Raw genomic sequence first — 14,590 nt, forward strand, 5'->3', positions numbered from 1 at the left:
ATGGCCGTACACCTTTCGCCTGGTGTCGCATCGCAGCACCAACTCCCCCAACTGGGTTGCACTGTCCGATCGTTCGAGAAAAACCGGAGCAGTGGGTTCACTCTGGCAGGTGCCAACGGCGCCTCGCAACTCGCAAGTTGAAAATTGCAAGTAGTCACGTGCATGCTGCTTCCGTCAACAAATGATCGAACGCGTCCGCGGATGGCGCGGACTGCGAGACTGTGACCTCGGAGCTCTGACGAAGGGGTACGGCGTGACCGCGGAGACCGACTGGGGCGGCGCCCCCTCCGTCCTGCGCATGATCCTGGGCAGACAACTGGAGGAGCTGCGCAACCGGGCCGGTCTGACGTACGAGCAGGCGGGCGCGGCCATCGGGGTCAGTCACTCCACGATCCGCCGGATGGAGGCCGCCAAGGTGGCCCGGCTGCGCCTGGCGGACGCCGAGAAACTGCTCCACGTCTACGGCCTGATGGACCCTCAGGAGATCGACACCTTCCTGAAGTCGGTCCGCGAGGCCAACAAGCGCGGCTGGTGGCACACGTTCCGCGATGTCATGCCCGACTGGTTCGCCGCCTATCTGAGCCTGGAACAGGCCGCGTTACACATCCGTGCCTACGAGAACCAGTTCGTGCACGGCCTGTTGCAGACCGAGGAGTACGCGCGCGCCCTGCTCGGCGCGGGCAATCCGCACGCCCCGCGGGAGGCGACGGACCGCCGGGTCGCGCTGCGCATGCGCCGCCAGGACGTGCTCGCGCGGGAGGCTCCGCCACGGGTGTGGGTCGTCATGGACGAGACGGTGCTGCGGTGGCCGGTCGGGGGAGCCGCCGTCATGCGCGCCCAGATCGACCATCTGATCGAGGTCAACGCCCTGCCCCACGTGACCGTTCAGATCATGCCGTTCCGCAACGGTCCGCATCCGGCCATGCGGGCGGGCGCGTTCCACCTGTTCCGGTTCCGGGCGCGCGAACTGCCCGACGTCGTCTACCTCAACGGCATGGTGGGCGCCGTCTACCTCGACAAGACCGACGACGTCGTGGTCTACCGCGAGGCGCTGGACCGGCTGGGTGCCCAGGCGGCCCCGGCCAGGAAGACCGAGGCCGTACTCGGCGCGATCCGCAAGGAGCTCTGACGTGCAGCACCCTGTACGCAACGGCAGTCCGTCCCGGGAACCGGGCGCGCGCGGCTGGTCGAAGCCGTGGAGCGACGACGCCGGTGGTGCGTGTGTGGAGGCGCGCAGACTCACCGACGGCCGGGTCGCGCTGCGTCAGTCGACCGATCCCGAGGGACCGGCCCTGGTCTTCACCCCGCACGCGATGTCGGACTTCCTGACCGGCGTGAAGTCGGGCGCCGCCGACTTCCTCCTGAGCGCCCCCTGACCGCCCGAGTCTTTCCCCCCCGCCTCGACCACCTGACCAGAAGGAGCGGCGTTGCCCGACAACGGATGGCCTGCCGACCGTATCGACACCGAGAGCGCGCACTCGGCGCGCATCTACGACTACATCATCGGAGGCAAGGACTACTACCCGGCCGACCAGGAGGCCGGGGACGCCATGGCCCGGGAGTGGCCCGCGCTGCCGGTCCACATGCGCGCCAACCGTGACTTCATGAACCGCGCCACGCGGTACCTGGCGGCGGAGGCGGGCATACGTCAGTTCCTCGACGTCGGCACCGGCATCCCCACCTCGCCCAACCTGCACGAGATAGCCCAGCAGGTGGCACCCGAGTCGCGTGTCGTCTACGTCGACAACGACCCCATCGTCCTCACGCTCTCCCAGGGCCTGCTGAGCAGCACCGCCGAGGGCCGGACGGCGTACATCGAGGCGGACTTCCGCGACCCCGAGGCGATTCTGGGCGCCCCCGAGTTCCGGGAGACCCTCGACCTCGGCCGGCCGGTCGCGCTCACGGTGATCGCCATCGTGCACTTCATGCTCGACGGGGACGACGCGGTGGGCATCGTCCGGCGGCTGCTGGAGCCGCTCCCCTCGGGGAGTTATCTGGCGATGTCCATCGGCACCGCCGAGTTCGCGCCGCAGGAGGTGGGCCGGGTCGCCCGCGAGTACGCGGCCCGCAACATGCCGATGCGGCTGCGGACACTCCCCGAGGCCGAGGAGTTCTTCGAGGGCCTGGACCTGGTCGGACCCGGCATCGTCCAGGTCCACAAGTGGCACCCGGACGGTACCGGCGAACAGGGCATCCGCGACGAGGACATCGCGATGTACGGGGCGGTCGCCCGCAAGCCGTGACCCACGGGACGTGATCCGCACCCGGGCCCGGACCCGTGCCCTCCCTTGTGGGGCCCGGGCACGGGCCCGGGTCCGGGAATGGGTCTGGCCGGCGCTCGTCGTGGTGCAACGGGACTACCTGGTAGGGAAGTCGGGGGAGTCGGGCGGCCGGGCGCGGCCCTCGGCGCGGTTTCGTGCGTTACGTCGACGGACGCGCGCCGAGACCCGCCGTGAACGGGGTGACCGGACGCTCCAGGCGCTTCCCGTCCACCGTGAGGTCGACCGCCTCGCCGAAGAAGGCGAGCAGCCCCGCGACCGCCGCCACCGCGGGCAGCGGCTCCGGGTAGCTCCAGAGGATGTTCGGCGGTACGTCGCCGCCGGAACGCCACGACCAGTACGTGGCCGTCCCCTTGTAGGGGCAGCCGGTGGCGTGCTCGGTGGCGTCGAACAGGTCGAGGCGGACGTCCTCGCGCGGGAGGTAGTAGCGCACCGGGAGACCGGTCTCGAACAGCAGCACCGGACGATGGGTGTCCGCGACGACCGTGCCGTCGATCGCGACCTGGACATGCCGACTGCTCTGCAGGGCGTCCACCCGCTTGTGCGGGTCGCGCGGGTGGACGAAGATCTCTTCCTCCTCCTCGTACCAGCGGTCGAGGCCGCGGCCCGAGCGGCTGAACCACTCGAAAGCCACATGGCCGGCCAGGTCGGCGGCGGGATAGGTCCAGGCGGCGTTCTCCAGCAGTTCGCCGCCCACTTCGAGGTCGTAGAAGACCCGTGACCCGGCGTGCCGGCCCGTGGCGGGGTTCTTCGCCGGGCGGAGCAGGTCCTCGCGGACCTCCTCGCGGGGGAAGGCGTAGGTCGGTACGGGGAGTTCGGGTTCCCAGACGAGGACGGGGTGCCGGCTGTCGACGACGGTGACATCGCCCTTGCGGCCGCGCACCCAGCGTTCACCCGGCTCCCACAACAGGCCCTCGGGGGTCGTCCTGACGGACTGCGCGGTGCGGAACGTGACCATGACCGGCTCTCCTTCGTCGCGCGGCGTCCCTCGCCGCGCTTCCACCCTGGCACGGCCCCGTGGCGCGAGCCGTCCGGGGCCGGTGCGGCACTCGCGGACCACCGCCGTACGGGGGGAAGATGAGACCCGTCACCCATGGTCAACCGATACGGAGGAACGGGCAGATGCCGCACGAGCGAGCGGGCAAGCCGGCCGGACCCGAGGACCTCATCGACGTCGCCCGGCTGGTCACGGCGTACTACGCCCTGCACCCCGACCCGGCCGACCCGGGACAACGCGTGGCGTTCGGCACCTCGGGGCACCGCGGATCCTCCCTGGCGACCGCGTTCAACGAGGACCACATCGCCGCCACCAGCCAGGCCATCTGCGAGTACCGCGCCTCCCAGGGCACCGACGGCCCCCTCTTCCTGGGCGCCGACACCCACGCCCTGTCGGAACCCGCCCGGGTCACCGCCCTCGAGGTGTTCGCGGCCAACGACGTGACGGTGCTCATCGACAGCGCGGACGGCTACACACCCACTCCGGCGGTGTCGCACGCCATCCTCACCCACAACCGGGGCCGCACCTCCGGCCTCGCGGACGGGGTCGTCGTCACCCCCTCGCACAACCCGCCCGCCGACGGCGGCTTCAAGTACAACCCGCCGAGCGGCGGCCCGGCCGGCTCCGACGCCACCTCCTGGATCCAGGACCGGGCCAACGAGATCATCACCGCCGGCCTCAAGGACGTACGGCGCGTCCCGTACGTGCGGGCGCTCACCGCGCCCGGCACCGGCCGCCACGACTTCCTCGGCGCCTACGTCGCCGACCTGCCGAGCGTGCTGGACCTGGACGCGATCCGGGCGGCCGGCGTGCGTATCGGCGCCGACCCGCTCGGCGGCGCGTCGGTCGCCTACTGGGGCCGTATCGCCGAGCAGCACCGGATCGACCTGACCGTGGTGAACCCGCTCACCGACCCGACCTGGCGGTTCATGACGCTGGACTGGGACGGCAAGATCCGTATGGACTGCTCGTCGCCGTACGCGATGGCTTCGCTCATCGAGCGGCGCGACCGCTTCGACATCGCCACGGGCAACGACGCCGACGCCGACCGGCACGGCGTCGTGACACCGGACGCCGGGCTGATGAACCCCAACCACTACCTCGCCGTCGCGATCTCCTATCTGTACGCCCACCGCGAGCGGTGGCCCGCCGACGCCGGGGTCGGCAAGACGCTGGTGTCGTCCGGGATGATCGACCGGGTCGCCGCCGGCCTCGGCCGTCAACTGGTCGAGGTGCCGGTGGGGTTCAAGTGGTTCGTCGACGGACTGGTCGACGGCTCGCTCGGCTTCGGCGGCGAGGAGTCGGCCGGCGCGTCCTTCCTGCGCCGCGACGGCTCGGTGTGGACCACCGACAAGGACGGCATCATCCTCGCCCTGCTCGCCTCCGAGATCGCCGCGGTCACCGAGAAGAGCCCGTCCGAGCACTACAAGGCGCTGACCGCCCGCTTCGGCGAGCCCGCCTACGCGCGCATCGACGCCCCCGCGACCCGGGAGGAGAAGGCGCTGCTCGGCAAGCTGTCCCCGGCGCAGGTCCGCGCGGACACCCTGGCCGGGGAGCCGGTCACCTCGGTGCTCACCCAGGCACCCGGCAACGGCGCGGACATCGGCGGCATCAAGGTGACCACCGCGAATGCCTGGTTCGCGGCCCGGCCGTCGGGCACCGAGGACGTTTACAAGATCTACGCGGAGTCGTTCCTCGGCCCCGACCACCTCGGCCGGGTCCAGGACGAGGCCAAGGCCGTGGTGCGGGCGGCGCTGGGCGGCTGAGCCGGGCGCGGCCGGCGTTTAGGCGCCGGCGCGAGGGTCACCCGTCGGGTGGAAGCGCATGTCGACAGCCGTTTGGAGTGAGCGACAGTGGCGCGAGACCAGAAGGCCAAGGCGAAGAAGGAGCAGCTCAAGGGCAAGGCGAAGGAGACGGTCGGCCGCACGGTGGGCAACGAGACGATGACCGCCGAGGGGCACGCCGAGCGGGCCAAGGGAGACGCCCGTCAGGCGAAAGAGAAGGCCAAGGACGCGTTCAAGCACTGAGGAGCGCACCGGCGTACGGCGGGGCCCGACCTGTGAGCCGGGCCCCGCCGCACGCCGGTGGTCTCAGCCCCTCGGCATTCCGTCGGCCGCGCCGGTCCCGCTCGACATGTCCTGTGTCCCGATGACCGACAGCAGCTCCAGCTGGGCGGCGCCCTCGGTCCCGGCCGGAGCGGTGAACCACAGCAGACGCTGACGTCCGTCCTCGCTGAACAGACTGTGGCAGTCCAGTTCGATGACGCCCAGCGCCGGGTGGACGATGCGCTTGTGGTCGGTGCGCCGCAGGGCGACGTCATGGTTGTCCCAGAGGGCGGCGAACTCCTCGCTGCGCCTGCGCAGCGCCGCCACCATCCCCGCCACCTCGCTGTCGTCGCCGCGCAGGGCGGCGACCGCCTGGAGATCGGCCACGAACACCCTGGAGTGATGGGGGTGGTCCTCGACCGGGTAGAGCGCGCGTGCCGCCGGGTCGGTGAACCAGCGGTGGACGAAGCTCGCCTCCGGGCCGCGCACGGCTTGCGGCCGCCCGACGAGCGCGGCCGCCAGCTCGTTCTGGACGAGGACCTCGTGCAGGTCGGTGATGACCTGGGCGGGGGTGGTGGTCAGCCGGTCCAGCAGGCCGAGCAGGGCCGGCTGGACGTGCGCGGTGGGGCCGCGGTACGCCGGCGGGACCGGACGGTCGGCGAGGTGGAACAGGTGATCGCGCTCGTCGCCGTTCAGCCGCAGGGCCCTGGCGAGAGCGGCGAGGACCTGCGCCGACGGCTGGGCGCCGCGTCCGCGCTCCAGCTCCGTGTAGTAGTCCGCGGACAGGCCCGCCAGCTGGGCGACCTCCTCGCGCCGCAGACCGGCGACCCGGCGGCGCGGTCCGGTCGGCAGCCCGACGTCGGACGGGCGGATCCGGTCGCGCCGGGACTTCAGGAACGCGGCGAGCTCCGAGTGGTTCACCGCTCCATCCTCACGCGGGTCGCCGGGCTGAGCCAGGGGCCGCCGACCCCAGGGTCGGGACAGCCGTGGCTGTCCCGACCACACCGGCGCACGCTGGAGTCACGAGCGGGGCACCACCGGCCGGCGCGCCGGAGGCCCGCCCGACGCCGCGAACGACTCACCGTTCCCGGACCGCCGCACCGCACCCCCTGAAGGAGTCCACGATGCCCGCCCAGGACCCGGCCCACAGTCACTCCACGCCCGACCAGGGCGCCGACCGGCCCCGCGTGGCCATCGTCACGGGCGGTTCCCGTGGCATCGGCCGCGAGACCGTCGGCCGGCTCGCCGCCGACGGATTCGCCGTCGTGGTCGGCTACGCGGGCAACCGCGACCACGCCGAAGCCGCCGTGCGGGCCGTGACCGCCGACGGCGGCCGGGCCGTCGCCGTCCGGGCCGACGTCGCCGAGGAGGACGAGGTGGCCGCCCTGTTCGACGCGGCCGAGAACGAGTTCGGCGGGATCGACGTCGTCGCTCACGCGGCCGGCCGCATGCATCTGGCGCCGGTCGCCGAACTGGACCTGGCGGAGCTGGACGCGATGCACCGCACCAACATCCGCGGCAGCTTCGTCGTCGCCCAGCAGGCGGCGCGCAGGATCCGGCCGGGCGGCGCGTTCGTCATGTTCTCCACCTCCGTGGTGGGCCTGGCCTTCCCCGGCTACGGCGGCTACACCGCCAGCAAGGGCGCCGTCGAGGCGCTCACCCTGATCCTCGCCCGTGAGCTGCGCGGCCGGGACGTCACCGTCAACGCCGTCGCCCCCGGCCCGACGGCCACCGAGCTCTTCCTCGACGGCAAGGACGAGGAGACCATCGCCCACCTGGCCGCGCAGCCTCCGCTGGAGCGCCTCGGCACTCCCGCCGACATCGCCGCGGTCGTCGCCTTCCTCGCCTCACCCGCCGGCCACTGGGTCAACGGCCAGGTCGTACGCGCCAACGGCGGCATCATCTGAGGGCTGCCCCGGCCCCTGGTCGAGGCGCGACACCTGGTAGTGGCCGAGGTACCAGGCGTCCTCCACCCGCCGTGCCAGGACACCGAGATGGACGCTCACCGTGGGCCGGTCGGTGAACGAGAAGTCGGCCTTCAGGTAACCGAGCACAAGGTCATCGCTCAGCCGTCTGGTCTCCAGGATCCGGTACCCGGCCGTCATCCCGAGGGGCTGGGAGTCGTAGTAGGCGGCGACACCCTGCCGTCCGACGCTGTAGGGGCGCAGCCCCTGGAAGATCGCGTCCTCGGTGAAGACGGCGGCCACCAGCTCCGGTTCGTGTCCGTCGACGGCCTCCTGCCATCGGTCGAGAACGCCGCGCAGGATCGCCTCAGGGTCCGTGGCACTGTTCATCGGGGTCTCTCCTGTCGAGGGGGATCGGGGTCCGGGAGCCCGTGATCAGTGGCCGGCGCTCATGCCGCCGTCGACGTGGAGGATCTCGCCGGTGACGAACGGGGCGTTCTCCAGGTAGATCACCGCGTCGGCGATGTCGCTCGACTCGCCCATCCGGCCGACCGGATGCAGGCCGGCGAGCATCTCGTGGGTCTCCTCCGGGTGCATCGGGGTCTTGATGGTGCCGGGCGAGACGGCGTTGGTACGGATGCCCCGGGTGGCGTACTCGATGGCCAGCGACTTGGTGGCGGACTGGAGACCGCCCTTGGTCAGGGAGGCGAGCACGGACGGCACGTTGGAGTCGGGGTTGTCGACGAGGCTGGTGGTGATGTTCACGATGTGGCCGCCGCCCTGGGCGAGCATGTGGCCGATGGCCAGCTGCGTGATGCGGAAGAAGCCGGCCAGGTTCACGCCGGTCACCGTGGCGTAGTCCTCCGCGGTGTACTCGGTGAAGGGCTTGGCGACGAAGAGGCCCGCGTTGTTGACCAGGGTGTCGACCCGTCCGAAGCGCTCGACGGCCGCGGCGATGACGCGTTCGGCGGTGGCGGGGTCGGCGATGTCGCCCTGGACGGTGAGCAGGTCCGGGTCGTGCGACTCGGCGATGGTGCGCGAGGTGGCCACGACGGCGTGACCGATCTTGCGGTAGGCCTCGACGATGTCGGCGCCGATGCCCTGGGAGGCACCGGTGACGACGGCGACCTTCTGGTGCTGAGAGCTCATGATGATTCCTTACCGGGAACGGGACGGTGAGTGAGTGGTCGCGACCGGTGGGAGCGGTGTCCCGCTCCTGTTCGACTTACTAGCCGACCGGTCGACTATTTAGACCGTAGGTCGCGCCCCACGGGGAAGTCAAAGATCGGCGCGGCCTTTTCGGGACCGGTTCGCTCCCAACTGGGAGGCTCGGCCTCCCAGTACAGGTCAGTGCCGGTGCGGGTCGCCTGCCGGTAGCCAGACGTCCGGGGCGTTGACGCCGAGGTCGCCCACGCCGTCGCAGAGGGCGTCGACGGTGGCGAGAACGGCGCCCCGGACCTCGCCGCGGCGCCTGACGAGCGACCAGGTCCAGTGCGCCTCCGGCGCGACGACGGGACGCCGGACCAGGTCGGGCGGCAGGGGAGTGGTCTGCCCCTTGGGTGAGTTGAGCACCGGATGACCGCAGCGGCGGACGTGGTCGAAGAAGGCGGGGCCGGTGATGCCGCCGTCGGAGACGCGGATCGCCCGCGCCCCCGTGTCCTGGGCGAGTTCCTCGGCGTAGGCGTTCCAGGACGCCCAGGAGGTGGTGTCGTCGTCCAGGAGGACGCAGGTGTCCCGGGCGGCCACGGCGCTCGTGTCGTCGCCGGTCGCCACGGCGTACAGCCGGTCGGCGCCGAGGAGCCGGGCCAGTAGGCCGTGCCGTTCCAGGTCCTCGTTCCGCACCCAGCACACCGCGAGATCCAGGCTGCCGTCGGCCACCCGGGCGGCCTGGGTGTGGGAGGGCGCGACCCACGCGTCGACATGGATCCGCGCCACCGCGGAGGTGGCCGCCGTGAGGTCCGCGGGAAGCCAGTTGACGTAGCCGAGCCGGACGGGCTGCGATCCGGCCAGCCGGTCGGCGCGGCTGTGGAGGTCGGCGGCACGTTCCAGCAGGGCGCGGGTGTGCGGGAGCAGGTCGGCGCCGGCCGGGGTGAGGGCCACCGAGCGCCGATCGCGATCGAATAGGCGTACGCCTAGGTCGCGTTCGAGCGCCTTGATCTGCTGGGACAGTGAGGGCCCGGCGATCAGCAGTCGCTTGGCGGCCCGGCCGAAGTTCAGTTCCTCGGCGACCGCGACGAAGTACCGCAGCTGGCGAAGCTCCACGACCGCCACTCTACGCCGGTGGGAGGCTGCGGCTACCAGCAGCGAGAAGGCCGGTCGTGGCGGCCACCGGGCCGGCCGGACACGATGAGAGGGAGGACACCGCGGAGCGCGCCGTCGCGGCCGCTGACCCGGGGCGCCGGTGAGCGGTCCTCGTGCTCGCGTACGGACCGTGCCGGGCGTGCCGTCGAAAGGAGCAGGACATGCGCGAATTTCTGGTCGAGATCACCACCACCGTTCCCGAGGGCACCAGCCAGGACGAGGTCGACCGGCGGCGAGCCGCCGAAGCCGTCCGCGCCGGGGAGCTCGCCGCCACCGGCCATCTCGCGCGGCTGTGGCGCCCGGTCGGCGAACTGCGCAGCATCGGCATCTGGCGGGCGTCTGACGAGGACGAACTCCACGAGAAGGTGCTCGGCACGCTGCCGCTGCGCCCCTGGATGAGCGTCACCGTCACCGCGCTCGAGTCCCACCCCAACGACCCGGGGCGATCCGACCCCGCCGCGTGACGCCCGCGGGCACCCGTTCACCCGGTTCCGCCACCCGGCCGCGAGGGCCTGCCACGCGCCACTCGCGTTCGATCAGCGCCCCCCGGGGCGTGCCACGCCCCGCTCGCGTTCGATCAGCGCCCCGCGCCCGCGCGCCCCCTTCGCCCGCGTGCGCCCCACCTCGCGTACGCGCCCGCGCGCGCCAACGCCTCCCCCGCCAGCCGGTCGCTGAGGACCACGCCACGAGGTGACACGCCATGAGGCACGGAGAAACACGCCATCAGGCATGGAGGAACACGTCATGAGGCACAGGTCATGACCGCGGTACGTCCGCGAGGCCCCCTGTCCACCCCCTCGGACAACCCGTCGGACTCGCCCTGGGGTCATGTCGTCCGGGCGGCCGCGGCGCTGGCCGCCGGCATGGGGGTCGGCCGCTTCGTCTACACCCCGATCCTTCCCCTGATGCAGGCCCAGGCAGGGCTGTCCGCCGACGCGGGCGCGCATCTGGCCACCGCGAACTACGTCGGCTACCTCGGCGGCGCCCTCACCGGCATCCTGGCCCCCGCGCTGGTCCGTTCACGCACGCTCCTGCGCGCTTCGCTACTGGTGCTGACGGCCACCCTGGCCGCGATGCCGCTCACCGACAGCACGGGGGTGTGGCTCGTACTGCGACTGCTGGCCGGGGCCGCCAGCGCGCTGATCTTCGTCGTCGCGGTCAGCTCCCTTCTCGGCCACCTGCGGCAGCACCCGGCCCACCTGCCGGGCTGGGGCTTCGGCGGGGTCGGTGCCGGGATCGCGCTGTCCGGCCTGCTCGTCCTCGTACTGCGGTCCGCGGCCGACTGGCGGGCCGCCTGGTGGGCCGCGGCCGCCCTGACCGCCGTCCTCACCGCCGCCTCGTGGAACCTCCGCCCCGAACCGCCACCGGCGGCCACGGGGAAGTCTCCGACAGCCGGGACCGGGCCCTCGGCGCCGCGCACGCACCGCTGGTTCGCCGTCCTGTGCGCGAGCTACACCCTGGAGGGCGTCGGATACATCGTCGCCGGAACCTTCCTGGTCGCCGCGATCGGCCAGGGCTCCCCGGGCTGGACCGGCAGCGGGGCCTGGGTCCTGGTCGGCGTGGCGGCCGTGCCGTCCTCGGCGCTGTGGGCGCGGCTCGGACGGCACTCGTCCGGCCCGGACGTACTGCTCGCGGCGCTCGTCCTCCAGGCGGTCGGCATAGCGCTCCCGGCCCTCGTCGGCGGGGTGACGGCCGCGCTGATCTCCGCGGTCCTGTTCGGCGCGACGTTCATCGGCATCAGCACCATCGCCCTGGCCGCGGGTGCCGATCTGCGTCTCCCCCGCTCGGTCGCGCTGCTGACCGCCGGATATTCCGTCGGTCAGATCCTCGGTCCGCTGCTCGTCGCCCCGTTGCTGCGCGACGGATACCGGCAGGCCCTGATCCTGGCCTCCCTGGTGGTCCTCGCCGCCGCGGTCGCCGCCGGCGTCCTGCGCGTCGGCTTCCCCCACCACCTGACCGCCGCACGGCGTGCCGTCCCCGTACCGCGCCCGGCACCGGCGGACACTGTCCCGACGCGGGCCGACCGCCGCTGACGGAACCCGACCGCCGTCGGACCGGCGGGAGGCCCCGCCCCGGACACCGCGCCCACCGTACGATCGTCCCCGCCGCCCGCCGACTGCCTCCCGCGCCGCCATGCGCCGCACCGGGCCACGCGCTCGGCGGCGGCCCGGACGCCCGGCCACCGGCCGTTGCTCACGCCGCTGACCTACCGTTGCTCACGCCTCTGACCTGGAGTCGCTCATGACCACCGCCACGGATTTGATGATCGTCACGATGGACGTGCGGTCCGCCGGCCCGGTGGAGCCGGGCGACCTGTCGCTGGCCCTCGCCGGAGCCGAGGCCATCGACCTGATCGGCGCCGAGGTCCTCACCCTGCGCGACGACCGGCTCCTGCCCGGTCTCCAGCCGGCCCTGGGGGAGGGCCTGTTGGACGAGGCCGCGTCGTCCCTCGTCCGGCAGGAGCCGTACGAGTCGATCGAGGACTGGCTGTGGCGGCGCGGGCGCGGCCTGTCCCGGGCGTACCTCGCCGCCATGGAGAAGGACGGCGACCTCACCACCCGGCGCCGGGGCTGGAATCCCCTGCGCACCACGGAGCCCGCGCTGGTCGACTCGCCGGCCCGCAGCCACGCGGCCGACCGCTGGCACGCGGGCGATCCGGTGCTCGCCGCGCTCGCGGCCGCCGTCGGGATGACCGAGCAGCCGGACGAGCACTCCCTCGACGCGGTGAGCGATCCGGTCGTGACCGTGCTGGCGGCCGTCAACGAGGCGGTGGTGGAGTTGGAGGCCGTACGGCAACGGAAGGCTGTCGAGGACGCGGCTTTCGACAATGTCTGGCGCGGCGAATGACAGGGACACCGGGGGAGAGAGGGGCCGAGGTCGCTCAGAGAGCGGCCGGAACCTCTTGCGGGGCGCGGGCTCCGAGCAGGGCCAGGCAGTTCGCCCAGAGCGGGCCGAGCCGGCCGGTGCTGTTGTAGAGCTTCGCGAACAGCACCTGGCCTTCGAGCTGAGCGACCACGGACCGCGCCGCCTCCAGGGTGTCGCTCACCGCGACCTCGCGGCGCGCCAGAGCCTGCGCGACGACCGCCTCGACCATCTCGACCTGCGCGTCGAAGATCTCCTGCAGCCGCGCGCGGATGGCCTCGGTCTGGTTGCTCATCTCCAGGGTGAGGTTGCCGAACAGACAGCCCGAGACGGTGCCGCAGCTCAGCTGGCCGGTGCGCTGACCGGCCTCCGTCTCCTCGAACAGCAGCCGCAGCCGCTGGAGCGGCTCCGCGTCGCCGGTCAGCACCCGGGTCCAGGCCTGGCGCTGGCCGGCCCAGTGCTCGTCGATGACGGCGAGCGCGAGCGCCTCCTTCGACTCGAAGAAGTAGTAGAAGCTGCCCTTGGGTACCCCGGCCGCCTTGCAGATCTCCGCCACGCCGAGCGCCGAGTAGCCCCGCAGTTCGATCAGCGACTGCGCGGCACCGACGATCTTCTCCCTGGCGTCACTGGTCCGTCCCATGGGGCGAGTGTACGTCTGTACGCCGCCTTACTAGACCGGTCGACTAAAAAACAGGACCCTGACACTTCCGCGGCCGCCGGAGCCCGGACGCGGGCCTCGCCACCCGGAGGTGGCCTCGCCACCCGGACGTGGCCTCGCCACCCCGACGTGGCCTCGGCGCCGAAACCCCGTGGCCGTCGCGCCGGCGGCGCCGGTACCGTTCGAGCTCCCGACCGGCCCTACCGCGCCGGCAGACACCGAGGCGATTCCCATGAGCAGCTCACGACCGACCACGACCCTGTGGCGTCCCACCGGGCCCGTGGAGCTGGAGCTGGTCCGGGAGCTCGGCTGGGCCGCCTGGCCGCCACGGCTGCCCGAGCAGCCGATCTTCTACCCGGTCCTCGACGAGGACTACGCGATCAAGATCGCCAGGGACTGGAACGTCAGGCACGACGGAGCCGGGTTCGTGACGCGCTTCGAGGTCGAGTCGGAGTTCCTGAGCCGCTATCCCGTCCGGCAGGCGGGCGGCCGGACGATACTCGAACTGTGGGTGCCGGCCGAGGAGCTCGACGCGTTCAACGCGCACATCGTCGGCGGGATCCACGTGGTGCACGAGTTCCGGTGAGCCGGGGGAGCGGTCGCGGGGGTCGTCAGCTCTTGAGTTCCTCCAGGGTGGCCTTGGTGTCCGAGCGCAGCCAGTCGGTCACCTCGTCGAGCTCGGGCGGATCGGCGTCGGTGTCGTACGAGCTGAGGTAGGCGCTGTAGGTCATCGTGTACGTCATCCAGCCGTCCCGGACGGCGAGGGTGGCGTAGAGCGAGCCGCTGGTGGTGCCGCTGGTGGTGTCCTGGGTGACGAGGTAGGCCTCCTCGCCGATGCCACTGACGGCCTCCACGTCGTAACCCTTGTGGCTTTCCGGGTAGTTGTTCCAGGAGGCGGTGAACTCCGGCCCGGGGTCGGTCTTCTTGTGCAGGTCCACCTGGACGGAGAGATACGCGTCCGAGTAGGTCGAAGCGCTCTTCTTCAGCGCGAGGCTGCAGGACGACTCGTCCAGGGCGCCGTCCTCGAGAGAGCTGTGGGTCGGCGAGGTGCCGTCCTCGGGGTACTCGGCGCGGAAGGACGAGTAGTCGCCGTTGGTGCACAGGTTCGACGGGGCCCGGTAGCCGCGCAGATCCGCGCGGTCGCCCAGGCCGTCGAGCGCGAAGACGCCGACCGCCCAAACGGCGGAGGCGGCCACCGCGCCGACGGCGGCCCACAGGACGGCCCGTCCGGCACCGCTGTCGCCGCCGGGCCGCGGGGCAGGGTAGGGGCCGTACGGGCCCGGCGCGGGGTAGGGGCCGCCCTGTTGCCCCACCAGGGTGGGCTGCGCGTAGAAGGTCTGCTGAGCCGGCACGGGGGCCGGGGCCGGCGGGGGACGGTCCGCCGGACCGCCCGCGCTCGGGGTCTGCGGGTTCGGGTAGGGATACGCGGTCGGCTGTGCCGGCGCCCCCGGGTCGTTCGGGGGCTGCTGCGAAGGCTCCGATGGCGTGGACATGATGTGAAGATAGTGCAGGAGTGACCGGTCAAGTCCCTTGAAATCAGGGAG

General features: G+C 72.2%; 16 protein-coding genes and 1 pseudogene. 10 read left to right on the forward strand and 7 right to left on the reverse strand.

Features of this window, described 5'->3' with window-relative positions:
- Positions 1-253: 253 nt before the first annotated feature.
- From ACWCQK_RS22750 to ACWCQK_RS22760, 3 genes are read left to right on the forward strand one after another with little or no spacing between them, the layout of a single operon-like run.
- Complete coding sequence (locus tag ACWCQK_RS22750) at positions 254-1,129, forward strand: helix-turn-helix domain-containing protein (protein WP_451157569.1); 876 nt, start codon at positions 254-256, stop codon at positions 1,127-1,129.
- Position 1,130: 1 nt separating this feature from the next.
- Positions 1,131-1,376: a DUF397 domain-containing protein gene (locus ACWCQK_RS22755; RefSeq protein ID WP_451157571.1), complete on the forward strand. Its 246-nt coding sequence runs from the start codon at positions 1,131-1,133 to the stop codon at positions 1,374-1,376.
- A gap of 51 nt (positions 1,377-1,427) precedes the next feature.
- Positions 1,428-2,243 (forward strand): SAM-dependent methyltransferase, encoded by an 816-nt coding sequence (locus ACWCQK_RS22760; RefSeq protein ID WP_451157573.1) that lies wholly within the window; start codon positions 1,428-1,430, stop codon positions 2,241-2,243.
- Between the two features lie 178 nt (positions 2,244-2,421).
- Here ACWCQK_RS22760 and ACWCQK_RS22765 read toward each other — a convergent pair whose 3' ends face one another.
- Positions 2,422-3,237 carry a DUF427 domain-containing protein gene (locus tag ACWCQK_RS22765; RefSeq protein ID WP_451157575.1) on the reverse strand — a complete coding sequence of 272 codons (816 nt, stop codon included), beginning with the start codon at positions 3,235-3,237 and terminating at the stop codon, positions 2,422-2,424.
- A 164-nt stretch (positions 3,238-3,401) separates the two neighbouring features.
- On the opposite strand from ACWCQK_RS22765, the gene pgm reads away from it, so the two are divergent.
- Both pgm and ACWCQK_RS22775 read left to right on the forward strand, forming a co-directional pair.
- Positions 3,402-5,042 (forward strand): phosphoglucomutase (alpha-D-glucose-1,6-bisphosphate-dependent), encoded by a 1,641-nt coding sequence (pgm, locus tag ACWCQK_RS22770; protein WP_451157577.1) that lies wholly within the window; start codon positions 3,402-3,404, stop codon positions 5,040-5,042.
- Positions 5,043-5,129: 87 nt separating this feature from the next.
- Complete coding sequence (locus ACWCQK_RS22775) at positions 5,130-5,303, forward strand: CsbD family protein (protein WP_451157579.1); 174 nt, start codon at positions 5,130-5,132, stop codon at positions 5,301-5,303.
- Between the two features lie 63 nt (positions 5,304-5,366).
- Here the strand turns inward: ACWCQK_RS22775 and ACWCQK_RS22780 are convergent, their stop codons facing one another.
- On the reverse strand, positions 5,367-6,242 hold the full coding sequence (locus ACWCQK_RS22780; RefSeq protein WP_451157581.1) for a helix-turn-helix transcriptional regulator: 876 nt from the start codon (positions 6,240-6,242) through the stop codon (positions 5,367-5,369).
- Positions 6,243-6,445: 203 nt separating this feature from the next.
- On the opposite strand from ACWCQK_RS22780, the gene ACWCQK_RS22785 reads away from it, so the two are divergent.
- A complete protein-coding gene (locus ACWCQK_RS22785; RefSeq protein ID WP_451157583.1) occupies positions 6,446-7,228 on the forward strand; it encodes an SDR family oxidoreductase in 783 nt (260 codons plus the stop codon).
- Positions 7,229-7,246: 18 nt separating this feature from the next.
- On the opposite strand, the pseudogene ACWCQK_RS22790 reads toward ACWCQK_RS22785, so the two are convergent.
- From ACWCQK_RS22790 to ACWCQK_RS22800, 3 genes and pseudogenes are all read right to left on the reverse strand, one after another.
- A pseudogene (locus ACWCQK_RS22790) lies at positions 7,247-7,615 on the reverse strand (SgcJ/EcaC family oxidoreductase); the annotation flags it as partial.
- 45 nt (positions 7,616-7,660) lie between these two features.
- On the reverse strand, positions 7,661-8,374 hold the full coding sequence (locus tag ACWCQK_RS22795) for an SDR family NAD(P)-dependent oxidoreductase (protein ID WP_451157585.1): 714 nt from the start codon (positions 8,372-8,374) through the stop codon (positions 7,661-7,663).
- A gap of 198 nt (positions 8,375-8,572) precedes the next feature.
- The gene (locus ACWCQK_RS22800) at positions 8,573-9,496 is read right to left on the reverse strand and encodes a LysR family transcriptional regulator (RefSeq protein WP_451157587.1); all 924 of its coding nucleotides are present in this window, start codon (positions 9,494-9,496) and stop codon (positions 8,573-8,575) included.
- Positions 9,497-9,687: 191 nt separating this feature from the next.
- Here ACWCQK_RS22800 and ACWCQK_RS22805 point away from each other — a divergent pair, with 191 nt between their 5' ends.
- From ACWCQK_RS22805 to ACWCQK_RS22815, 3 genes are all read left to right on the forward strand, one after another.
- Positions 9,688-9,990, forward strand: a complete 303-nt coding sequence (locus ACWCQK_RS22805; protein ID WP_451157589.1) for a muconolactone Delta-isomerase family protein — start codon at positions 9,688-9,690, stop codon at positions 9,988-9,990.
- Between the two features lie 294 nt (positions 9,991-10,284).
- Positions 10,285-11,559, forward strand: coding sequence for a YbfB/YjiJ family MFS transporter (locus ACWCQK_RS22810; RefSeq protein WP_451157591.1), 1,275 nt, complete (start codon positions 10,285-10,287; stop codon positions 11,557-11,559).
- 208 nt (positions 11,560-11,767) lie between these two features.
- Complete coding sequence (locus ACWCQK_RS22815; protein WP_451157593.1) at positions 11,768-12,373, forward strand: GOLPH3/VPS74 family protein; 606 nt, start codon at positions 11,768-11,770, stop codon at positions 12,371-12,373.
- Between the two features lie 34 nt (positions 12,374-12,407).
- Here ACWCQK_RS22815 and ACWCQK_RS22820 read toward each other — a convergent pair whose 3' ends face one another.
- Positions 12,408-13,028, reverse strand: coding sequence for a TetR/AcrR family transcriptional regulator (locus ACWCQK_RS22820; RefSeq protein ID WP_451157595.1), 621 nt, complete (start codon positions 13,026-13,028; stop codon positions 12,408-12,410).
- Positions 13,029-13,278: 250 nt separating this feature from the next.
- On the opposite strand from ACWCQK_RS22820, the gene ACWCQK_RS22825 reads away from it, so the two are divergent.
- The gene (locus ACWCQK_RS22825) at positions 13,279-13,632 is read left to right on the forward strand and encodes a hypothetical protein (RefSeq protein WP_451157597.1); all 354 of its coding nucleotides are present in this window, start codon (positions 13,279-13,281) and stop codon (positions 13,630-13,632) included.
- Between the two features lie 25 nt (positions 13,633-13,657).
- Here the strand turns inward: ACWCQK_RS22825 and ACWCQK_RS22830 are convergent, their stop codons facing one another.
- A complete protein-coding gene (locus ACWCQK_RS22830) occupies positions 13,658-14,539 on the reverse strand; it encodes a hypothetical protein (protein WP_451157599.1) in 882 nt (293 codons plus the stop codon).
- Positions 14,540-14,590: the final 51 nt, after the last annotated feature.

This window comes from Streptomyces sp. NPDC002306 (assembly GCF_053593435.1).